Source organism: Microbacterium sp. ER1, from assembly GCF_023383675.1.
Lineage (GTDB): Bacteria > Actinomycetota > Actinomycetes > Actinomycetales > Microbacteriaceae > Microbacterium.
The window spans coordinates 45,296-67,286 of the sequence record NZ_QCXO01000130.1; the positions used below are offsets into that span (position 1 = coordinate 45,296).

The window sequence follows — 21,991 nt, forward strand, 5'->3', positions numbered from 1 at the left end:
CCCGGCATGTCAGAACCCGAGCCGCCCGAGCTGCTTCGGATCGCGCTGCCACTCCTTCGCGACCTTGACATGGAGCCCGAGGAAGACGCGGGTCCCGAGGAGCTCCTCGATGCCGGCGCGGGCGCGCGCTCCCACGTCGCGGAGGCGCTTGCCCTTGTGGCCGATGATGATCGCCTTCTGGCTGTCCCGCTCCACGACGATGGAGGCATGCACGTCGGTGAGGTCGCTGTCCTCGCGCGGGGCGATGTCATCGACGACGACGGCGATCGAGTGCGGGAGCTCGTCGCGCACGCCGTCGAGGGCGGCCTCGCGGATGATCTCCGCGATCCGGTCCTCGGCGGACTCGTCGGTGGTGACGCCCTCGGGGTAGAGCGCGGGCCCCTCCGGCATGAGCTGCAGGATCTCGTCCGCCAGCACCTCGAGCTGATCCCGCGTCAGCGCCGACAGCGGGATCACCGCCGCCCAGTCCTCGCGGAGGGAGTCCACCTCCATCAGTCGTTCGGTGATCTCATCGCGCCCGGCAGCATCGGTCTTCGTGACGATGGCGATCTTCTGCGCCCGCGGGTAGCTGTCCAGCGAGGCGGCGATCCGGCGGTCGCCGGGACCGACCTTCTCGGTGGCGGGCACGCAGAAGCCGATCACGTCGACGTCGCCCAGGACCTGCTCGACAAGATCGTTCAGCCGCTCCCCGAGGAGTGTGCGCGGCTTGTGGATGCCGGGGGTGTCGACGATGACGAGCTGCCCGTCCGGACGGTTGAGGATGCCGCGGATCGCGCGGCGCGTGGTCTGCGGCTTCTCGCTGGTGATGGCGATCTTCTCGCCGACCAGGGCGTTGGTGAGCGTGGACTTGCCCACGTTCGGCCGCCCGACGAAGGTCACGAACCCGCTCCGGGTGTCTTCAGTCATCGCGCCGCTCTCCTTCATCCTGCACTTCTTCGGGCTCTGCCGCCCTTTCCACGAACACCGTCGCGATCCCGCGCCCCCGGCCGCGCGACGCGCCCCCGGTGAGCACGAGCCCGTGGACGGTCGCCGTCGCACCGGGCTGCGGGACCTGGCCGAGCGTCTTGCCGAGCAGGCCGCCGATGGAGTCGACGTCCTCGTCCTCGAGCTCCAGACCGAACAGATCGCCCACGTCCTCCAGCGAGAGCCGGGAGCTCACGCGATAGCGGCCGTCGCCCAGGTCGACGAACTCGGCGGACACCTGATCGTACTCGTCCGAGATCTCCCCCACGAGCTCCTCGATGAGGTCCTCCAGCGTCACCAGGCCGGAGATCCCGCCATGCTCGTCGATCACGAGGCAGACGTGCACGGCGTCGCGCTTCATCTGCTGCAGCAGCGTCTCCGCGCGCATCGACTCGGGGACGAACGTGGCCGGCCGGGCGATCGGACGGATGGAGGCCGCGCGCCAGGCGCTGTCGTCCCGGTACGCGAACTGCACGAGGTCCTTGAGGTACAGCACCCCGACGACGTCGTCGGCCTCATCGTCGACGACGGGCATGCGGGACACCCCGCGATGAAGGAAGAGCGACATGGCCTCGTCGGTCGTCGCCTCCGCACCCACGGTGACCATCTCGGTGCGCGGCACCATCACCGCCCGGACGAACTGGTCGGTGAAGTCGAACACCGAGTGGATGAGGTCGCGGTCGTCCTCCTCGATGAGGTCGTTGGAAGCGGCCTCGTCGACCATGCTCAGCAGCTGGTCCTCGCTGGAGAACGAACTGCGTCCGGTCCCCGGCGTGACACGGTTGCCGAGGACGACGAGCCCCTGGGCGATGGGGCCCAGGATGATCCGGAGTCCGCGCACGATGGCCGCGCTCCCGCGGATCATGCTCTCGGCGTGCTGGTGACCGAACGTCCGCGGACTCGCCCCGACGAGGACGAAGGTGATGCCGGTCATCAGGATGGCGGCGGCGAGCATCGCCCACCAGATGTTCTCGAAGACGATCGTGAACGCCACGGTGACGAGCACGGCGGCCGTCACCTCCGCGAGGACACGGATGAAGGCGACGGCGTTGACGTGCGCGTCGAGGTCGGCGGCGATGCGCCCGAGGGCCTTCGCACGGCGTCCCTCGGTCGCCATGTCCTCCAGCCCGGCGCGCGAGGTCACGCCGTATGCCGCGTCGATCGCGGCCATGAGGCCGCCGAACGCCACCAGCAGCACCGCGGCGACGAGCAGCAGCAGCTCCGTCATCGCCGGCGGCGCTCGGACGCGGCGAAGCCCTGGATGAGCTGCTTCTGCAGCCCGAACATCTCCCGCTCCTCATCCGGCTCGGCGTGGTCGAACCCGAGGAGATGCAGCAGTCCGTGCGTGGTGAGCAGGATGAGCTCGTCCATGAGGGTGTGCCCGGCGGCCTGCGCCTGCGTCTCCGCGACCTGCGGGCAGAGGACGATGTCGCCGAGCAGCCCGGGAGGCGTCGGACGGTCCTCGGTGCCGGGCCGGAGCTCGTCCATCGGGAAGCTCAGGACGTCGGTCGGCCCCGGCTCGTCCATCCACTGCACGTGTAGCGCCTCCATGGCGCCCTCGTCGACGAGCACGATGGCCACCTCGGCGTCCGCGCTGACGTGGAGCTGCGCGAGGTTGAAGTCCGTCAGCCGCTGCAGCACGGTCTCGTCGACATCGATGGCCGACTCGTTGTTGATCTCGATCATGAGAGCCCTCGTTTCGGCATGCGGTCGCGTGGTCCGGGTCGCTGGGCGCCGCGGCGCTCGGCGCGGTTGGCGAACTCGTGCGCCTGCTCGCGCTCGGCCCGCTGCGCCACGCGCCGCTCGTCGTACTCGCTGTAGGCGTCGACGATGCGCCCCACCAGGGAGTGCCGGACCACGTCGTCGCTGGTGAGACGGGAGAAGTGGATGTCGTCGATGCCGTCGAGCACCCGGGTGACCAGGCGGAGGCCGGAGGCGCCCTGCGGAAGGTCGACCTGGGTGATGTCGCCGGTGACGACCATCTTCGTGCCGAACCCGAGACGCGTGAGGAACATCTTCATCTGCTCGGGCGTGGTGTTCTGCGCCTCGTCGAGCACGACGAAGGAGTCGTTGAGGGTGCGTCCGCGCATGTACGCGAGGGGCGCGACCTCGATGGTGCCCGTCGCCATCAGGCGCGGCACGATCTCCGGATCCATCATCTCGTTGAGCGCGTCGTAGAGCGGCCGCAGGTACGGATCGATCTTGTCGGTGAGCGTGCCGGGGAGGAACCCGAGGCGCTCCCCCGCCTCGACCGCCGGACGGGTGAGGATGATGCGGGTGACCTCCTTGCGCTGCAGCGCCTGGACGGCCTTCGCCATCGCCAGGTAGGTCTTGCCCGTTCCGGCCGGACCGATGCCGAACACGATCGTGTTCTCCTCGATCGCGTCGACGTACTCCTTCTGACCGAGGGTCTTCGGCCGGATCACCTTGCCGCGCGTGGAGAGGATCGCCTCGCCCAGCACCTCGCTGGGCCGCGGGCCGCCGTCCTGACGCAGCATGCGCGCCGAGCTGGAGACGTCGCTCGGGGCGAGATCGTGCCCGGCCTTGGTCATCGTGAGGAGCTCGTCGACGAGGGTCTTGGCCTTGGCGACGGCCTCGCGCGCGCCCGTGAGCGTGATCTCGTTGCCGCGGACGAGCACCTGCACGTCGCGGTGCTCGCGCTCGAGCATCCGCAGCAGCCGGTCCTGCGGACCGAGCAGCTGCACCATCGCGACGCCGTCGGCGTAGAGCCGTTCGGTGACGTTTTCCTGATCGTCAGAAGCCAACGAGCTTGTTCTCCTCGAGGTTGCCGAGCACATGGGCGTGCACGTGGAAGACGGACTGCGCGACGCTCGCGCCGTTGTTGAAGATGAGGCGGTACTCGCCGTTGGCGTGTTCCTCCGCGATGCGCTTGGCGGCGGCGACCATCTCGGCCAGCAGCGCGGGATCCCCGGCCGCGAGCTCGGTCACGTCGCGGTACTCCTCGGTCTTGGGGATGACGAGCACATGGAGCGGCGCCTGCGGATCGATGTCGCGGATCGCGAAGACGCGGCCCGTGTCGAGCAGGATCTCCCCGGGGATGTCCCCGGTGAGGATGCGCGTGAAGATCGAGGGTTCGCTCATGCTCTCAGCTTACTGGGGGGACGCGAGGCGCGGCCGGTCACCAGCGCCCGAGGGCCGCGGACAGCACGGCGATGGCCGCGGGGCCCGCCGTGGACGTGCGCAGCACGGTGTCGCCGAGCAGCACGCGTTCGGCGCCCGCGGCGGTGAGCTTCTCGAGCTCCTCCGGAGCGATCCCGCCCTCCGGACCCACCACGAGCACCAGGTCACGGTCATCCGGCACCAGGGCGGAGAGCCGCGCGGGCGCGGTCGGGTCGAGCAGGAGCACGCGCTGCGTCGCCGCGCGGGTCGCGAGCTGTGCGGTCGTCTCCGGGGCGGCCACCTCGGGTACCCAGGCACGGTGCGCCTGCTTCGCGGCCTCGCGGACGATCGTCGCCCAGCGCTCGCGTCCCTTCACCGCCTTCGGCCCCTCCCAGCGCGACACGCTGCGACCCGCCTGCCACGGCACGATCTCGTCGACGCCCAGTTCGCACGCGGCCTGCACGGCGAGCTCGTCGCGGTCGCCCTTCGCGAGCGCCTGCACGAGCACGAGGCGCGGGCTCGCCGGCTCGTGCTCGACGCGCGCGGTGATCCGGACATCGACGCGCGACGGCGACACCTCTTCGGCCACGCCGGTCAGCCAGATGCCCCGACCGTCACCGACCGTGACGGCCTCGCCGACGCGCAGCCGCCGGACGACGGCCGCATGCTTCGCCTCGGCCCCGGTCAGGGAGACGAGGCCGCCTACCGCGGCATCACCCGCGGATTCGACGAGGAAGTGCAGCGCCACGATCAGTGGGCGCGGAACCGGTCGCGTAGCTTGGAGAACAGGCCCTGCTGGAACTGCGCGAGCTGCGGGCCCGGCGCCTTGTTCTTCTTGGCGAAGTCCTCGATGAGCTTGCGCTGCGCGGAGTCGAGCTTGGTGGGGGTGACCACCTGCACGCCGACGCGGAGGTCGCCGCGCTGGGTGCCGCGCAGCGGCGTGATGCCTCGGCCCTTGATGGTCAGCACGTCACCGGACTGCACGCCGGCGCGGATCTCCAGGTCGACCTCCCCGTCGAGTCCCTCGATCGAGGTCTCGGTGCCGAGGATGGCGTCGGTCATGGACACCTCGAGCGTGGCGAGCAGGTCGTCGCCGTCACGGCTGAAGGCGGGGTGCGGGTTGACCGTGACCTCCACGTAGAGGTCGCCGTTCGGGCCGCCCGCGCGGCCGACCTCGCCGGAGCCGGGGAGCTGCAGCCGCAGTCCGGTCTCGACGCCCGCCGGGATGTCGAGGGACACCGTGCGGCGCGAGCGGACGCGTCCCTGCCCGCCACAGGTGCCGCAGGGGTAGGGGATGGTAGTGCCGTAGCCCTCGCAGGTGCCACATGGCTGGGAGGTGACGACGTTGCCGAGAAGGCTCCGCACCTGACGCTGCACGTGCCCCGTGCCGCCGCAGATGTCGCAGGCGACGGGCGACGTGCCCTCCTGGCAGCACGAGCCCTGACAGGTCTCGCAGAGCACGGCCGTGTCGACCTCGATGTCGCGGTGCGCACCGAAGACCACATCGCCGAGATCGAGGGTGACCCGGACGAGCGCGTCCTGACCGCGCTCTCGCCGCGATCGCGGACGGGCGCCGCGTCCGCCACCCTGTGACGCGCCGAAGAACGTCTCGAAGATGTCGCCGAAGCCTCCGAAGCCGCCGAAGTTGTTCGCGCCGTCACCGCCGCCCATGTCGTACCGTCGGCGCGACTCCTCGTCGCTGAGCACGTCGTAGGCGTGCGTGACGAGCTTGAACTTCTCCGCAGCCTCCTCCCCCGGATTCACGTCCGGGTGGAGCTGCCGTGCCAGGCGCCGATACGCCTTCTTGATCTCGTCGGTGGAAGCGTCCCGGGACACCCCGAGAACCTCGTAGTGGTCCGCCACAATCGCCTTTCTGCGTGTGATTTCCGTGGGGCCGCGTCAGCGGCCGGCCTCGTCGTCGTCGAGCATGCGCGACAGGTAGCGGGCGACCGCCCGCGCTGCCGCGAGGTTGCTCGGATAGTCCATCCGCGTCGGTCCCATGACGCCGACCCGCGCGGTCCCCGAGGGCGCCGCGTAGTTGCTGGCGACGATCGACGCCTCGCCGAGCCCGAAGGAGGCGTTCTCGGTGCCGATGCTCGCCGCGAGGCCGTGCTCGTCCGGCACCATCTCGCTCATCAGCCGCAGCAGCGTGACCTGCTCCTCGATGGCCTCGAGGAGGGGGTGGATGCTGCCGCGGAAGTCCTGTTCGCGCCGCGCCAGGGTCGCCGCTCCGGCCATCACGAGCCGCTCCTGCCGGAAGCCGCCGAGTTCGTCGATCACGACGCCGGCGAGGGTGCGGAGCACGCGATCCTGCGGCGTCTCCTCCGTGGCGAGCAGCGCCTGAAGCCGGTCGGAGGCCGCCGCGATCGCCTGCCCCGTGATGAGGGCGGACAGCCGCGCGCGCAGCACGGCGAGGTCGGCCTCGTCGATCGCGTCCGGCAGAGCGGTGATCCGCTGCGACACCCCACCGGCGTCCGTCACCAGGACCGTGAGGAGCCGGTTCGGGGCCAGCGTCACGAGCTCCACGTGGGTCACGTGCGCCCGCGCGAACGACGGATACTGCGCCAACGCGACCTGGCCGGTGAGCTGTGTGAGGACGCGGACGGTCCGGACCATCAGGTCGTCGAGGTCGGCCGGGTCGGCGAGGAACGACTCGATGGCGGAACGCTGAGCGGTGGAGAGAGGACGGAGCTGGGCGAGGTGATTGACGAACACCCGGTAGCCCTTGTCCGTGGGGACGCGCCCGGACGACGTGTGCGGAGCCGTGATCAGCTCCTCGTCCTCCAGCTGCGCCATGTCGTTGCGGATGGTCGCGGCCGAGACACCGAACGAGTGCCGGTCGACGATGGAACGGCTGCCCACGGGCTCGTGCGTCTCGACGTAGTCCTGCACGATCGCGCGGAGGACCTGCAGCCCTCGCTCTGTGACCATGGCTTCCCCTTCCCGCCGACCGGATGCTGGCACTCTGCTGCCCTGAGTGCCAATCCTACCTCCTGCGACCGGGAGATCTCCGAAGGCGGGGCAGCGCCGGTGGAGCCGCTCAATCCGTCAGTTCGCGCACGACGGCGTCGGCGAGGAGGCGGCCGCGGAGCGTGAGCTGCACGCGCCCGCGGATCGCCGCCGGCGCATCGATGAGACCGTCGGCGATGAGGCCGGCGATGCGGTCCCTGTTCTGCTCCGGGACGTCGGTCACTGCGATCCCCTCACGGATGCGGCTGAGGAGGAGGATGCGCTCCAGGGTCCGCGCCTCCGGGTCCGGACGTTCGCGTCCGGCCGCCGGCGAGGACGAGGCGGCCAGCCGCTGCGCGTAGGCCGCCGGGTGCTTGACGTTCCACCACCGGAGTCCGGCGACGTGGCTGTGGGCGCCGGGGCCGAAGCCCCACCAGTCGCTCCCCCGCCAGTACGCGAGGTTGTGCCGCGACCGCTGCCCCTCGCTGCGGGCCCAGTTGCTGACCTCGTACCACTCGAACCCGGCGGCGGCGAGGCGCTCGTCCGCCAGCTCGTACATGTCCGCCTGCAGGTCGTCGTCCGGGGTCGGCACCTCACCGCGACGGATCTGTCGCGCGAGCTTCGTGCCGTCCTCGATGATGAGGGCATACGCGGAGACGTGGTCGGACTCCAGGGCGAGGGCGGCGTCGAGCGAGGCCTCCCAGTCGGCGAGGCTCTCCCCCGGTGCGCCGTAGATGAGGTCGACGCTGACTGCGAGTCCTGCCTCCTTCGCCGCGGCGACGGCGGTGCGGACGTTCTCGGGCCGGTGCGTCCGGTCGAGCGCGGCGAGGACGTGCGGGACGGCGGACTGCATGCCGATGGACAGCCTCGTGACCCCCGCCTCGGCGAGGATGCGCGCGACCTCCGGGGTCACGGTGTCGGGGTTGGCCTCGACCGTGACCTCCGCGCCCGGTGCGAGACCGAACGCCGCGGTGGCCGCTCCCAGCATGCGGGCGAGGTCCCCCGCGGGAAGCAGCGTGGGCGTGCCGCCGCCGAAGAACACCGTGTTCATCGGGCGCAGCGCTCCGGCCTCGTCCAGCACCGTACGCGCGAGGGCGATCTCGCCGATGAGGGTGGACGCGTAGTCCTCCTGCTTCGCCCCGCGGAGCTCACCGGACGTGTACGTGTTGAAGTCGCAGTAGCCGCAGCGCACGCGGCAGAACGGGATGTGCAGGTAGGCGGAGAACGGCGTCTCGGCGGAGATCGGGAGGTCGGCGGGGAGTCGCCCGTCCGCGGGCGCCGGATCCCCGAGCGGAAGTGGTCCCGCCATCACACCGGAGTCGCGTAGAGCGGGGAGATCGCGCGGAGGTAGCGCGCGAACAGCTCGCGACGGCGGCGCTTCATCAGGGCGGGGACGAGCCGATAGAGCAGCGTGTTCGGGGCGTCGAAAGCCCGGACCGTGAACCAGACCTCGTCGTTGTCCTCGCGCCAGTCCACGTCGAACGACTCCTCGCCGCTCACGACGGAGCCCCCGACCGTGCCCAGCACGAAACCGATCCGCCGGGTCTCCTCGGTGACCGAGATCACACGGAGCTCGGAGTCGGCGCGCATGCCGCCGACGCGACCGCGGAGGTGGAGCGTCATGCCCGCGCCCACGAAGGGCATCCCCTCGGCGTCGTAGCGCGGCTCCACATCCCGCTTGCTCGGCGCGATGGGATTGCCCTCGGCGTCGAAGCTCACGCCCGCATAGGCGGGGCCGGGAGCAGGGCGGACGTCTTCCACGGACAGCCCGGCCGCACGCTGCGCCGTCCACGACAGCAGGGCTTCGCCGGCCGTCTGGAAACGCTCCTCGCCGCTGCCGATCCGCCAGGATTCCTCCGCCGGGATGCTGCGCTCCGGCGGGTACTGCATCAGATCGGGGGCGTGGGTCGCACCCACGGCCGCATAGTCCACCGTGTCGTCTCGGAAAGTCCCGCGCCGCATGAGATCCAGCCTACTTCGGGTTCCCTGAGCGAACACCCCCCGCGCCGCACGCCGTCACATCCCCGGGAGGGCTGGGCCCCTGATGCTGGGTCCCTGAGCCTGTCGAAGGGTGAGTCCCTGAGCGTGTCGAAGGGTGGGTCCCTGAGAACCGCGCGCTTCGACAAGTTCAGCGGGGTGGGCTACTTCTTGTCCTTGGTCTCGACGTCGCCGGAGAGCGCGGCGATGAACGCCTCCTGCGGAACCTCGACGCGGCCCACCATCTTCATGCGCTTCTTGCCCTCCTTCTGCTTCTCGAGGAGCTTGCGCTTGCGGGTGATGTCACCGCCGTAGCACTTGGCGAGCACGTCCTTGCGGATCGCGCGGATCGTCTCCCGGGCGATGATGCGCGCACCGATCGCGGCCTGGATCGGCACCTCGAACTGCTGGCGAGGGATGAGCTTGCGCAGCCGCTCCGCCATCATCGTGCCGTAGGCGTAGGCCTTGTCCCGGTGCACGATCGAGCTGAACGCGTCGACCTTCTCGCCCTGCAGGAGGATGTCGACCTTGACCAGGTCGGCCTCCTGCTGCCCCGACGGCTCGTAGTCCAGGGAGGCGTAGCCCTGCGTCTTGGACTTGAGCTGGTCGAAGAAGTCGAACACGATCTCACCGAGGGGCATGTTGTAGCGCAGCTCGACGCGCTCCTCGGAGAAGTACTCCATGCCCAGCAGCGTGCCGCGCCGCGATTGGCACAGCTCCATGACGGTGCCGACGTAGTCCTTGGGAAGCAGGATCGCCGCCTTCACCATCGGCTCGGACACCGAGCCGATACGGCCGTCGGGGTACTCGCTCGGGTTCGTCACGGTCACCGTCTCGCCGGTGTCGCTCGTCACGACCTCGTAGATCACGCTCGGGGCGGTGGTGATGAGGTCGAGGCCGAACTCGCGCGAGAGGCGCTCGGTCACGATCTCCAGGTGCAGCAGGCCGAGGAAGCCGCAGCGGAACCCGAAGCCGAGCGCCACGGAGGTCTCCGGCTCGTACTGCAGCGAGGCGTCGGAGAGCTTGAGCTTGTCCAGCGCCTCGCGCAGTTCCGCGTAGTCGCTGCCGTCGATCGGGTAGATGCCCGAGAAGACCATCGGCTTCGGGTCCGTGTAGCCGGGAAGCGCCTCCGCCGCGGGCTTGCGCGCGTTCGTGATCGTGTCGCCGACCTTCGACTGCCGCACGTCTTTCACGCCGGTGATGAGGTAGCCCACCTCGCCGACGCCGAGACCCTTGGTCGGGGTGGGCTCCGGGCTCGACACCCCGACCTCGAGGGCCTCGTGGTTCGCGCCGGTGGACATCATCTGGATGCGCTCGCGGGGCGAGAGGCTGCCGTCGACCATCCGCACGTAGGTGACGACGCCGCGGTAGGCGTCGTACACGGAGTCGAAGATCATCGCCCGCGCGGGTGCGTCCGCATCCCCCACCGGAGCCGGGATCTCCTCGACGATCCGGTCGAGCAGATCCTCGACCCCCATTCCCGTCTTCCCGGACACGCGCAGCACGTCCTCCGGCTTGCCGCCGATGAGCGAGGCGAGCTCCTTCGCGTACTTCTCGGGGTCTGCGGCGGGGAGGTCGATCTTGTTGAGGACGGGGATGATGTGGAGGTCGTTCTCCAGCGCGAGGTAGAGGTTGGCCAGCGTCTGGGCCTCGATGCCCTGCGCGGCGTCGACGAGGAGGATGGCACCCTCGCACGCGGCCAGCGACCGGGACACCTCATACGTGAAGTCGACGTGACCGGGGGTGTCGATCATGTTGAGCGCGAAGACCTCGTCCGGGCCCTGTGCCTGCCCCAGAGCCCACGGCATCCGCACCGCCTGGCTCTTGATCGTGATGCCGCGCTCCCGCTCGATGTCCATCCGGTCGAGGTACTGGGCGCGCATGTCCCGCTCCGCGACCACGCCGGTGATCTGGAGCATGCGGTCGGCCAGGGTCGACTTGCCGTGGTCGATGTGGGCGATGATGCAGAAATTACGGATCTGCGCAGCCGGCGTCGCGGCAGGCTGAAGCGGGGTGAGAGCGCGTGGGGACATGTCCCGTCGATTCTACGGTGAGGGTCCTCATAATCCCCATTCGTGCGTATCGGTGATAGTCTCCCGAAGTTGCCCGGGATCAATCCGTGACACCGGATCCCGTAAGCGATACGACTCCGTCACAGACTCCGTGAGGGCTGTCGCGTCGCGCGGAACGGCGGATGAAACCCGATCATCCGCCCGGCTCAGCGTTGCGTCGGCAGACCCCGAGCGCGTCTGGAGAAGAGAAAGACAAATCCCCCTTGATCAAGTACCTCGCGCGCCGTGCCCTCGGCTGGCTGCTCATGATCGTGGTCGCGACGAACCTCACCTACTTCCTCGCGTGGGGCTTCCTCGATCCGCGCAGCAACTACGTGGGTCGTCGCCCTCCGCTCACCGAAGAGCAGATCGTGAACACCCTCGCTCCCCGCAACCTGAGCGACACCGTCCCGCTCATCGAGCGGTGGTGGACGTGGCTCACCGGCATCCTGCTCCGCTGGGACTGGGGCGTGAGCCCGACGGGCGGATCCGTCAACGAGCAGGTCGCCTACCGCATGTGGGTCAGCGCGGAGCTCGTCCTCGGCGCGACGATCCTCACGACGGTCCTCGGCATCGCGCTCGGCGTGTACACCGCGTCTCGGCAGTACAAGCTCGCCGACCGCATCGGCCAGGCGACGAGCATCATCACCCTGAACATCCCGATCGTCGTCGCGGCGTTCGCGATCGTCCTGCTCGCGATCGGCCTGAACAACGCCACCGGCACCCGCATCTTCTACGTGACCGGTAACGCCAGCCAAGGGGTCGAGGGCTTCTTCCCCACCCTCATAGACGTGCTGCAACACCTGACGCTGCCGACGATCGCGCTGGTGCTCACCGGGTACGCGAGCATCCACTTCCTGCAGCGGTCGCTCCTGCTGGACAACATCAACGCCGATTACGTCCGCACGGCCCGCGCGAAGGGCCTGACCAAGCAGCAGGCCATCCGCAAGCACGCGCTCCGGACGTCCCTCATCCCCGTCGCCACGCAGGTCGCCTTCACGATCCCCGCGATCTTCACCGGAGCGGTCCTGACCGAGACGATCTTCGCGTGGAACGGCATGGGCCGGTACTTCATCGAGACCATCACCAAGAACGACATCCACGGAACCGTCGCGATCGCCGCCTTCGGTGCGGTCCTCACGGCGATCGGCGCCATCCTCGCCGACATCGCCGTCGTCGTCCTCGACCCGCGCGTGAGAGTGAGCTGACATGAGCACCGACATGCTCGACCCGACCATCCACCCGGAGCCGGAGACCGCCGGCCCCGAGACCACCCGCGTCGCCACCAAGCGGCTGTCGAAGTGGACGCTGTACTGGCGACGCTTCTCCCGGAACCGCGGAGCCCTCATCGGCCTCGTGATCTTCGTCGTCCTCGTGCTGTTCGCGATCCTCGGGCCCTTCATCGCCCGGTACGACCACATCGAGCTCGACTTCCTGAACCTCAGCACTCCCCCGTCCGCGGAGCACTGGTTCGGCACGAACAACGCCGGAAACGACCTCTTCGCCCAGGTCGCCGTCGGCTTGCAGCGGTCGCTCATGATCGCCATCACCGTCTCCGTCGGCGTCACGATCGTGTCCGCGCTCGTCGGCACGGCCGCGGCCTACTTCGGCGGCTGGACGGAGCGCATCTCGCTCCTGGTCATCCACTTCATGATGGTGATCCCGAGCTTCCTCATCCTCGCGATGATCTCGAACAAGGCCGGCGGCGACTGGCGCGTCATCGCCCTCATCATGATCTTCGTGATCGGGTGGTACTTCCCCGCCCGCGTCATCTGGACGATGGCCCTGTCGCTGCGCGAGCGCGAGTACGTAAGCGCCTCCCGGTACATGGGCGTCGGCGGCATGCGCATCGTGCTCCGCCACCTCCTGCCCAACATCGGCTCGCTCCTCGTCATCAACTTCACCCTCGGCGTCGTCAACGCCGTGGTGACGGAGACGGGCCTGTCCTTCCTCGGCTTCGGCGTCAAGATCCCCGACGTGTCGCTCGGTGCCCTCATCGGCGCCGGCTCGAGCTCGCTGACCACCGCGCCCTGGCTGTTCTACTTCCCGGCGGCGGCGCTGACCCTGCTCACCGTGTCGATGGCGCTCATCGCCGACGGCCTGCGCGACGCCCTCGATCCCACCTCGGCTGCTGGAGGCCGCGCATGACCAACGTCCTCTCCGTCCGCGACCTCAAGGTCAGCTTCGCCTCCGAGGCCGGCCGTGTCGACGCCGTCCGCGGCGTCTCCTTCGACCTCGAAGCCGGCAAGACCCTCGGCATCGTCGGCGAATCCGGTTCCGGCAAGTCCGTGACCTCGCTCGCGATCATGGGTCTCCTCGACGAGAACGCCAAGGTCACCGGCTCGATCATGTACGACGGGCAGGAGCTCGTCGGCATGAGCGACAAGCAGCTGTCGGTCATCCGCGGCAACGGCATGTCGATGGTCTTCCAGGACCCGCTGACCTCGCTCACGCCGGTCTACACGGTCGGCGATCAGCTCATCGAGGCCCTCACGGTCCACCGCGGCCTGTCCAAGAAGGACGCCTGGGACCGCTCCGTCGAGCTGCTCAAGCTCGTCGGCATCACCGAGCCCGAGCGCCGGATGAAGTCCTTCCCGCACGAGTTCTCCGGAGGCATGCGGCAGCGCGTCGTCATCGCCATCGCGATGGCCAACGATCCGAAGCTCATCATCTGCGACGAGCCCACCACGGCCCTCGACGTCACCATCCAGGCGCAGATCCTCGACCTCATCGAGAAGGCGCAGGACGAGACCGGCGCCGCGGTGATCATGATCACGCACGACATGGGTGTGGTCGCCCGCACCGCCGACGACGTGCTCGTGATGTACGCCGGCAAGCCCGTGGAGCACGCGCCCGTGCGCGAGCTGTTCCACAAGACCCGCATGCCGTACTCGATCGGTCTGCTCGGCGCCATCCCCCGCGTGGACAAGGCCGAGAAGGAGCCGCTGACCCCCATCAAGGGCAACCCGCCGCTGCTCATCAACCTGCCGGACGCCTGCCCGTTCGCCGACCGCTGCCCGATCGTCATGGACGCCTGCCGCGCCAAGGAGCCCGAACTGCTCCCCGTGCCGACGGGCTCGGGCGACCTGCACCAGGCCGCCTGCATCCGCGCGCACGAGATCGAGGACGGCGGCCTCCTCGGGGGCCTGCCGGTCTACCCCGTCCGCCCCGTCCCGGAGAGCGACCTCACACGGACGCCGCGCGAGGAGCGGCCGATCACGCTCGAGGTGAAGAACCTCCGCAAGACGTTCCCCTTGGTCAAGGGCGCGTTCCTGAAGCGCAAGGTCGGCGAGGTCCAGGCGATCAAGGGCATCAGCTTCGACGTGCGCGAGGGCGAGACGATGGCCATCGTCGGCGAGTCGGGCTCGGGCAAGACGACGACGCTGCTGCAGATCATGGACATGGTCAAGCAGACCGACGGCGACATCGTCATCGCCGGCACCAGCGTCAACGACATCCACAGCCGCAAGGTCGAGCGCGCCCTGCGCCGCGACATCCAGATCGTGTTCCAGGACCCGATGGGAGCCCTCGACCCGCGCATGACGGTGGCCGACATCATCTCGGAGCCGCTCTTCGCGATCGGCACGCCGAAGGAGGAGGCGCACCGGCGGGTGGACGAGCTCATGGACCTCGTCGGGCTCAACCCCGCGCACAGCGACCGCTTCCCGCAGGCGTTCTCCGGCGGTCAGCGGCAGCGCATCGGCATCGCCCGGGCCCTGTCCACGAACCCCAAGATCGTCGTGCTCGACGAGCCGGTCTCCGCGCTCGACGTGTCGATCCAGGCCGGCGTCATCAACCTGCTCGACGAGCTCAAGACCAAGCTCGGGCTGTCGTACCTCTTCGTCGCGCACGACCTCTCGGTGGTGCGTCACATCGCCGACCGGGTGGCCGTGATGTACCTCGGCGAGTTCGTGGAGCACGGCGACGTCGACCAGGTGTTCGACGACCCGCAGCACCCGTACACGAAGGCGCTGCTGTCGGCGATCCCCGTGCCGGATCCCGACATCGAGCGCACCCGCGAGCGGGTGGTCTTCGACGCTGAGACGATGTCGACGAAGCCCGCGACGGTCTGACCCGGATCCCATGCGCGCGTTCCTGGTCACCGTCCGATAACGGTTAGGCGGCATTCACCGCAGCGCCGTGTTCCGGGATACAGCGCGAACTAGTCTTCCCTTTATGAAACGCCGAAAGGCGAAAGGAGCACCATGAAGAACAAGAAGTTGCTGGGGGCGGTCGCGGTCGGCGGCGCCCTCGCACTCGCCCTCGCGGGTTGCGCGAGCGGTTCCGGGAACAACGGCGGCGGAGACAACGGCGGCGAGAAGGTCGAGACCAAGACCGCCGACTACAACCCGCAGGACCGCAGCAACCTCCAGGAAGGTGGCGAGGTCAACTTCCCCATCAACGAGATCCCGGAGCAGCTGAACGGCTTCAACAGCGATGCCAGTGCTGACACCGCTCGCCTGTGGTCGTGGTACATGCCGCAGATCCTCCTGGTCTCGCCGGAGGGCGAGGTCACGAAGAACGACGCCTACCTCGACGCGTACGAGATCGGCGAGGAGGATGGCAACACGACCATCACCTTCACGTTCAAGGACGAGGCGCACTTCAACGACGGCACCGACATGGACTGGACGTCCATCGACGCCACGTGGAAGGCCAACCGCTCCTACGACGAGGGCTTCAACCCGAACGCGACCGACGGCTACAAGCAGATCAAGACCGTCGAGCAGGGTGACACCGCGAAGACCGCCGTCGTGACGTTCGACGGCATCTACGCCTGGCCGTCCATGGCGTTCCTCACGGGTGGCGTCCTGCACCCGGACATCGCCGACCCGGCCGTGTTCAACGAGGCCTTCATCGGCAACATGCACCCCGAGTGGGGCGCCGGCCCGTACACCGTCGACACGTTCGACGCGAACGGCGGCTTCGTCTCGTTCAAGCCGAACCCCGAGTGGTGGGGCAACGCGCCGCTGCTCGACACGGTCACCTTCACGGCCATGGAGCCCGACGCCTCGATCAACGCCTTCAAGAACGGCGAGATCGACATGGTGGGCGCCAACACCAACGACCGCCTGAAGCAGGTCCAGGAAGTGGACGACACCGTCGTCCGCCGCGCACAGCAGACCGCCAAGACGGTCCTGCTCGTCGACGCCGACAAGCCGCAGTTCGAGGACATCGACGTGCGCAAGGCGTTCTTCCTCGGCGTGAACGTCGACCAGCAGAAGCAGATCGCGTGGAACGGCCTCGGCTACGAGGAGCCGGTCGCCGGTTCGCTCAACCTGTACTCGTTCCAGGACGGCTACAAGGACTCGTTCGCCGAAGCCGGTCTGAAGCACGACGTCGAGGGCGCCAAGAAGCTCCTCGACGACGCCGGCTGGACCGAGGGCGAGGACGGCATCCGTGAGAAGGACGGCGAGAAGCTCTCCGTCACCTTCCCGATCTTCGGTGAGGACCCGACCATCGAGGCCCTCGCGAAGTCGCTGCAGGCGCAGCAGAAGGAGATCGGAATCGACCTCAAGATCGATGTCCGTGCCTCCGCCGACTTCTCCAGCGACTTCACCACGAAGAACTGGGACGTCGTCTCGCTCCGCTTCACCGACTCCGACCCGTTCGGCCCGGCCTGGTTCTGCCAGCTCTACTGCTCCGACAGCGGTCTGAACCTCTCGGCGACCGGCACGGAGGAGATCGACCAGCAGATCGCCGACGAGGTCGAGAGCCAGAAGGACGCGGAGTCCTGGACCACCGCGGCGATGGACCTCGAGCCGAAGATCATCGAGCAGACCTGGGGCCTCATCCCGCTGTACAGCGGCCCCTCGATCTACGTGGTCAAGAACGGCCTGGCGAACCTCACGCCGGAGCCCTACGTCGGTCTCGACCTGTTCGGCGTCACGCCGGTCGAGAACGTCGGCTGGGAGAAGTAACATCCTCTGACACATCTCGTGTCGAAGCGGGGTCGGTGGTCCATCCACCGGCCCCGCTTTCCTTATGCTGAAGGCGTGACCGTCCAGACCGTCCTCGTGCACGGCATCCGCACGTCGGCCACCATGTGGCGGTCGCAGATCGAGTACCTGGGGGCACGCGGGCTCCCCGTCACCGCCGTCGACCTCCCCGGCCACGGCAGCCGGATGGACGAGGACTTCACCCTCCACGAGGCGCTGCACACGATCGATGCGGCCGTCCGCGCCGCGGCCGAGACGGGCCCCGTGCTGCTCGTCGGCCACTCCATGGGCGGGCTGCTCTCGCTCGCGTACACCGGTGGCGCTGAGCCTCCGCCCGTCGACGGACTCGTCGCCGCCGCATGCACCTCGCTTCCCCGCGGCGCCGGGCTGCGCGCGTACCGCCTGTTCGCCCGGGCGGTCGACTCCCTGCCCGACCGTGGCATGTGGCTGACGCAGCGCATGCTCGCCGCGACGATCCCCGAGGAGAATCGCGGAGACTTCGCCGCCGGCGGGTACGCCCTCGACATCCAGGACCAGACGCTGCGCAGCCTCGCCGCCCTGGATGTGGCGGCCGCCGTCCCCCGCATCCAGGTGCCCCTCTGGTTCGTGAACGGCCAGTACGATCAGCTCCGGCTGAACGAACCCCTGTTCCGGCGCCTGGCCCCGGAGGCGGAGCTCATCGTCGTGCCACGGACCACGCACCTGATCACGGCCATGCGCCCGCGGGTGTTCAACGCCGTCCTCTCCCTCGCGATCGCGACGATCGAGCAGCGCACGGCGTCAGGCTGAGAGCACCCGAGGCCGCGCGGCGGCAGTGAGCGCTCCGCCGACGAGCGACAGGATGGCTGCCGCGAGGAAGACGAGCCAGAACCCGCCGGCCAGCGCGACGAGCCCCGCCCCGAGCACGGGACCGATGAGCTGTCCGAGGGCGGCGGTGACGTTCACGATGCCGAGGTCGCGCGCGTGGTCCTGCTCATCCGGGAGCAGATCGGCCGCGAACGCGAGCCCCACGGTCGAGAAGGCGCCGTAGCCGACGCCCATGAGCGCGGCGGCGACCATCGTCATCTCGAAGGTGGGCAGAGCCACGATCACCACACCCGACGCCGCCTGCACGATCGTGGCCCCCACGGCGAGCCGGCGCCGCTCCCCGGTGCGGTCGGAGATGATCCCGGTGATCACGGAGGCGAGCACCACGAAGACCGTGTAGACGACGATCAGCAGGAGGAGGTTGTCCTGTGCGGTCGTGCTCTCCTGTCCGAGCCCGTGGAGGAGGAAGAAAAGGAACAGCGCCGTGCCGAGGGCGTTGCCGATGTTGGTGACGAGCCGGCCCGAGAGCATCCAGGCGAAGTCGCGGTCGCGGAGCGACGCCAGGCGGGGCCGCCCGATGCGCTGAGGGCGCAGCGCCTCCGTGCTCGGCGGGTCCGGCAGCAGCAGTGCCGCCGCGACGCCCACCACCGCGATGATGCCGGCGAGGAGCAGATACCCGGCGACGATGCCGAGGCCGAGCAGCACGACGAGTCCGACCCCGAGCACGATCCCGACCGCCTGGCTCGACCCGACCGCGGCGGATGCGGCACCGCGCTGCGTCGTCGGGAGCTGGTCGGCGATGAGCGCGGTGAACGCGGCGGAGGAGACGGCGACGCCGATCGAGACGCCGACCCAGCCGGCGCCGACCGCCCACGGGCCGTCGGCGAATCCGGTGAGGACGAGACAGGCGGCCGTGAGCGCGACCCCTCCCAGAGCCCATGGCCGCCGCCGATGCGCGCCGGCGCGGGCGCGATCCGAGAGTGCCCCGGCGAGCGGCCCGGCGACGACGCCGGCGAGGCCACCCAGTCCGAGCACGATCCCGGAGGAGACGACGCCGCGGATCCAGTCGTCCTCCGGAGTGTCGAGCTGCAGCGGGAGGAGGAGCTGGACCGGGGTGAGCTGGACGGTCCAGATCGCGAGCCAGGCGAGGGTGAACAGCGACATCCAGCGCAGGCCCGCTCGGTGGGTGCCGAGGCCCGGGGTCGCGCTCATGCGCGTGCCGCCTCGGCGTCTTCGGCTGCGCGCGCACCCGCGATGAGGTCGCGGTACCAGCCGTAGGAGCCCTTCGGGGTGCGCTCCCCCGTCGAGAAGTCCACGTGCACGAGGCCGAACCGCTGCGTGTAGCCGTCCGTCCACTCCCAGTTGTCGAGCAGCGACCAGACCGTGTACTCCTCGACGGGGACGCCGGCGTCGATGGCCTCGCCCACCGCGTCGATGTGCGCGGAGAGGTAGGCGATCCGGTCGATGTCCTCCACCGGACCGGCGACGTCGGGTTCCGGGAAGGATGCCCCATTCTCCCCGATGATGATCGGAGGCATGCTCGGGTGGCGACGGTGCAGATCGATCAGGAGGTCGCGCAGCGCGGACGGCATGATCGGCCACTCGGGACCGAACCCGGTGACGGGCACTCCGGGAGTCGGAACGATCTCGAACGGGATGTCATCCTCGGCGGCGGCGGCGGTGACCGTGGTCGGGTTGTAGAAGTTCACCCCGTAGAAATCGATCGATCCCGCGATGCGTGCGAGGTCGTCACCGAGGACGGGCAGCGGCGGGAGCCCGAGGACCTCCAGGTCCGGTGTCGTCCCGGAGAGGAGCGGCTCGCTGAACAGCCGGTTGTGCAGGAGGTCGTACACCGCGGCCGCGGCCTGATCCTCCTCGGTGTCCCGCAGCGGCAGGACCCAGGTGTGGTTGTTGACGAGTCCCACGCTCGCCGCGCCACGGGCATGCAGCGCCTCGGCGGCTCGGGAATGGGCGAGCAGCTGGTGATGTGCGGTCGGAAGCGCGCCGTAGAGGAGCTGCCTTCCGGGTGCGAGCGCACCGACGGCGTAGCCCTGCAGAGTGGTCATCGCGGGCTCGTTCAGCGTGTACCAGGACGACACCCGGTCTCCGAGGCGCGCGGCGACGAGGGCGGCGTACTCGCCGAAGCGCTCAGCGGTGTCGCGGGCCAGCCAGCCGCCGTCGGCCTCGACCGCGCTCGGCAGCTCCCAGTGATAGAGGGTCGGGAACGGGGTGACGCCGGCCGCCAGCAGTCCATCGACGACGCGGGCGTAGTGGTCCAGCGCCGCGACGTTCCCGGGGCCGCGTCCGTCCGGCTGCACGCGCGCCCAGGGGATCGAGAACCGATACCGATCGACCAGGAGACCGGCCACCAGGGCGAGGTCATCCGCCACGCGGCGATAGCTGTCGCAGGCCGGCTCCGCCGTCGAGCCGTCCCGGATGCGTCCCGGCTTGGCGATCTCGTCGTCCCAGATCGACCGGCCCGCGCCGTCGGCGCGGCGGGAACCCTCGATCTGGACGGACGAGGTGGCGGCGGACCAGCGGAGCCGCGCACGCGCGGCCGGGTCGGTGCTGAGGGGGGTCATCGGGCTCCTGACGTCATCGTCGTTGTGGATGATTCTGCACCCGGTCCCGCCTCTCGCGCGACGGCGTCTCGCCCGAGTGACGTCGTTTCGCACGATCCCGCCCGGTACTGGTAGACTCGACTCTTGGCTTGCGTGTGGGTTCTTCCCTCACGACCGCCGTGCAGCAGCCCTCTTCTGCTGCCGGCACTCCGAATCACTCCTGTACAGAAAGCGTCCACACGTGGCAAACATCAAGTCGCAGATCAAGCGCAACAAGACCAACGAGAAGGCTCACGAGCGCAACAAGGCCGTGAAGAGCGAGCTGAAGACTCTCGTCCGCCAGACCCGCGAGGCCGTCGCCGCCGGTGACAAGGCCGCCGCCGAGAAGAGCCTGAAGAAGGCCTCGGTCAAGCTCGACAAGGCCGTCAGCAAGGGTGTCCTGCACAAGAACCAGGCGTCGAACCGCAAGTCGGCGATCGCCAAGCAGGTCTCGGCTCTCTGAGCTTCTGACTTCCGGAAGGCCCGTCTCCTCGTGAGGCGGGCTTTCTGCTTTCCCGGGAGGCGGGAGCCCTACCCCCCGAACGGCTCACGGGTGGCGATGACCGTCACCATGCGCTCGAGCGCGAAGATGGGGTCGCGCGCCGCACCCTTGACCTCGGCGTCGGCGCGCGCGGTCGCCTGGATCGCCATCCCCAGGGAGCGCTCGTTCCAGCCCGCCAGGTCGCGACGCGCGCGGTCGACCTGCCAGTCCTTCATCCCGAGGCGCTGGGCGAGCTGCCTGCTGGGCTCACGGTTGCCGGCGACGCGCGCCATCGTGCGCAGCTTCATCGCGAACGCGGCGACCATCGGCACCGGGTCCGCGCCGGAGGACAGGGCATGACGGAGCGCCACGAGAGCCTCGCCGTAGCGTCCGGCGATGGCGGTGTCGGCCACGACGAATGCCGACACCTCGACCCGGCCGCCGTAGTACTTCGTGACGACCTCTTCGGTGATGTCGCCCTCGACGTCGCCGATGAGCTGCTGACAGGCGGCGGCGAGCTCGGTGAGGTCGTCGGCGAAGGCCGAGACGAGCGCTCGGAGTGCCGGCGGGGCGATGCGCTTCTTCGCCGCCTTGAACTCCCCCGCCGCGAAGTCGACCCGGTCGCCGTCGCGCTTGATGGCGGGGCACGCGATCTCGATCCCGCCGCCCGTCCCCGCGCGCAGCGCATCGAGGAGCTTCTTCCCGCGGACGCTGGCGCCCGTGTGGCGGAGCACGACCGTGGCCCCCTCCTGCGGGTTCTCCAGATACCCGATGGCCTCCTGGAGGAAGGCGTCAGAGCACTTCTCCACGCCGGACACGCGAACCAGGCGCGGCTCTCCGAACAGCGACGGCGAGGTCAGGGAGAGCAGCGTGCCGGGCGCGTAGTCGTCGGCACGGACATCGCTGACCTCGAGCGCCGGATCCTCCGCACGGAGGTAGTCGCGCACCCCGGCGATCGCGCGCTCGGCGCAGACCTCCTCCGGGCCCGAGACGAGCACCAGCGGCGCGGGGTGCGGCTCTCGCCAGGACACCTGCGGGATCTTCGTGGCCTTCGCGCCGCCGCGGGAGGGAGGACGGGAAGCTGCCATGGGACCAGCCTACCGG

The 21,991-nt window shown here is 69.4% G+C and carries 20 protein-coding genes; 6 read left to right on the forward strand and 14 right to left on the reverse strand.

Annotated features, from left to right (window positions below; translation table 11 throughout):
- Positions 1–9 precede the first annotated feature (9 nt).
- The 11 genes from era to lepA form a co-directional block, all read right to left on the reverse strand.
- Positions 10–906 carry a GTPase Era gene (gene era / locus BV453_RS06305; RefSeq protein WP_249521146.1) on the reverse strand — a complete coding sequence of 299 codons (897 nt, stop codon included), beginning with the start codon at positions 904–906 and terminating at the stop codon, positions 10–12.
- Positions 899–2,191 (reverse strand): hemolysin family protein, encoded by a 1,293-nt coding sequence (locus tag BV453_RS06310; protein ID WP_025103687.1) that lies wholly within the window; start codon positions 2,189–2,191, stop codon positions 899–901. The genes era and BV453_RS06310 overlap by 8 nt, the downstream gene beginning before the upstream one ends.
- Complete coding sequence (ybeY, locus tag BV453_RS06315; protein ID WP_025103688.1) at positions 2,188–2,649, reverse strand: rRNA maturation RNase YbeY; 462 nt, start codon at positions 2,647–2,649, stop codon at positions 2,188–2,190. The genes BV453_RS06310 and ybeY overlap by 4 nt, the downstream gene beginning before the upstream one ends.
- Positions 2,646–3,671, reverse strand: a complete 1,026-nt coding sequence (locus BV453_RS06320) for a PhoH family protein (RefSeq protein WP_231919667.1) — start codon at positions 3,669–3,671, stop codon at positions 2,646–2,648. The genes ybeY and BV453_RS06320 overlap by 4 nt, the downstream gene beginning before the upstream one ends.
- Positions 3,672–3,717: 46 nt before the next feature.
- On the reverse strand, positions 3,718–4,065 hold the full coding sequence (locus BV453_RS06325) for an HIT domain-containing protein (RefSeq protein ID WP_060922187.1): 348 nt from the start codon (positions 4,063–4,065) through the stop codon (positions 3,718–3,720).
- A gap of 37 nt (positions 4,066–4,102) precedes the next feature.
- Positions 4,103–4,831 carry a 16S rRNA (uracil(1498)-N(3))-methyltransferase gene (locus BV453_RS06330; RefSeq protein WP_025103691.1) on the reverse strand — a complete coding sequence of 243 codons (729 nt, stop codon included), beginning with the start codon at positions 4,829–4,831 and terminating at the stop codon, positions 4,103–4,105.
- Between the two features lie 2 nt (positions 4,832–4,833).
- The gene (gene dnaJ, locus BV453_RS06335; RefSeq protein WP_249521147.1) at positions 4,834–5,946 is read right to left on the reverse strand and encodes a molecular chaperone DnaJ; all 1,113 of its coding nucleotides are present in this window, start codon (positions 5,944–5,946) and stop codon (positions 4,834–4,836) included.
- Positions 5,947–5,982: 36 nt separating this feature from the next.
- The gene (gene hrcA / locus BV453_RS06340; RefSeq protein ID WP_025103693.1) at positions 5,983–7,014 is read right to left on the reverse strand and encodes a heat-inducible transcriptional repressor HrcA; all 1,032 of its coding nucleotides are present in this window, start codon (positions 7,012–7,014) and stop codon (positions 5,983–5,985) included.
- Positions 7,015–7,123: 109 nt separating this feature from the next.
- Entirely contained in the window at positions 7,124–8,341 is a 1,218-nt protein-coding gene (gene hemW, locus BV453_RS06345) for a radical SAM family heme chaperone HemW (RefSeq protein ID WP_249521148.1), read from the reverse strand.
- Positions 8,341–8,994 carry a DUF1990 family protein gene (locus BV453_RS06350; protein WP_025103695.1) on the reverse strand — a complete coding sequence of 218 codons (654 nt, stop codon included), beginning with the start codon at positions 8,992–8,994 and terminating at the stop codon, positions 8,341–8,343. The genes hemW and BV453_RS06350 overlap by 1 nt, the downstream gene beginning before the upstream one ends.
- 179 nt (positions 8,995–9,173) lie before the next feature.
- Positions 9,174–11,042, reverse strand: a complete 1,869-nt coding sequence (gene lepA, locus BV453_RS06355; RefSeq protein WP_025103696.1) for a translation elongation factor 4 — start codon at positions 11,040–11,042, stop codon at positions 9,174–9,176.
- Positions 11,043–11,284: 242 nt separating this feature from the next.
- Here lepA and BV453_RS06360 point away from each other — a divergent pair, with 242 nt between their 5' ends.
- From BV453_RS06360 to BV453_RS06380, 5 genes are all read left to right on the forward strand, one after another.
- Positions 11,285–12,268, forward strand: a complete 984-nt coding sequence (locus tag BV453_RS06360) for an ABC transporter permease (protein WP_025103697.1) — start codon at positions 11,285–11,287, stop codon at positions 12,266–12,268.
- 1 nt (position 12,269) lies between these two features.
- Positions 12,270–13,208 carry an ABC transporter permease gene (locus tag BV453_RS06365; RefSeq protein ID WP_062766635.1) on the forward strand — a complete coding sequence of 313 codons (939 nt, stop codon included), beginning with the start codon at positions 12,270–12,272 and terminating at the stop codon, positions 13,206–13,208.
- Complete coding sequence (locus BV453_RS06370) at positions 13,205–15,133, forward strand: ABC transporter ATP-binding protein (protein ID WP_025103699.1); 1,929 nt, start codon at positions 13,205–13,207, stop codon at positions 15,131–15,133. Before BV453_RS06365 ends, BV453_RS06370 begins: the two co-directional genes overlap by 4 nt.
- A gap of 132 nt (positions 15,134–15,265) precedes the next feature.
- Positions 15,266–16,981, forward strand: coding sequence for an ABC transporter family substrate-binding protein (locus BV453_RS06375; protein WP_062766639.1), 1,716 nt, complete (start codon positions 15,266–15,268; stop codon positions 16,979–16,981).
- A 75-nt stretch (positions 16,982–17,056) separates the two neighbouring features.
- On the forward strand, positions 17,057–17,788 hold the full coding sequence (locus BV453_RS06380; protein WP_126892957.1) for an alpha/beta fold hydrolase: 732 nt from the start codon (positions 17,057–17,059) through the stop codon (positions 17,786–17,788).
- Here the strand turns inward: BV453_RS06380 and BV453_RS06385 are convergent.
- The gene (locus tag BV453_RS06385) at positions 17,780–19,018 is read right to left on the reverse strand and encodes an MFS transporter (RefSeq protein WP_249521149.1); all 1,239 of its coding nucleotides are present in this window, start codon (positions 19,016–19,018) and stop codon (positions 17,780–17,782) included. The two genes, BV453_RS06380 and BV453_RS06385, sit on opposite strands and share 9 nt — an antisense overlap.
- Positions 19,015–20,388, reverse strand: a complete 1,374-nt coding sequence (locus BV453_RS06390; protein WP_249521150.1) for a glycoside hydrolase family 1 protein — start codon at positions 20,386–20,388, stop codon at positions 19,015–19,017. The genes BV453_RS06385 and BV453_RS06390 overlap by 4 nt, the downstream gene beginning before the upstream one ends.
- Before the next feature lie 220 nt (positions 20,389–20,608).
- On the opposite strand from BV453_RS06390, the gene rpsT reads away from it, so the two are divergent.
- Complete coding sequence (rpsT, locus tag BV453_RS06395; RefSeq protein ID WP_025103704.1) at positions 20,609–20,869, forward strand: 30S ribosomal protein S20; 261 nt, start codon at positions 20,609–20,611, stop codon at positions 20,867–20,869.
- 68 nt (positions 20,870–20,937) lie between these two features.
- Here rpsT and holA read toward each other — a convergent pair whose 3' ends face one another.
- Positions 20,938–21,975 carry a DNA polymerase III subunit delta gene (gene holA / locus BV453_RS06400; RefSeq protein WP_025103705.1) on the reverse strand — a complete coding sequence of 346 codons (1,038 nt, stop codon included), beginning with the start codon at positions 21,973–21,975 and terminating at the stop codon, positions 20,938–20,940.
- Positions 21,976–21,991: the final 16 nt, after the last annotated feature.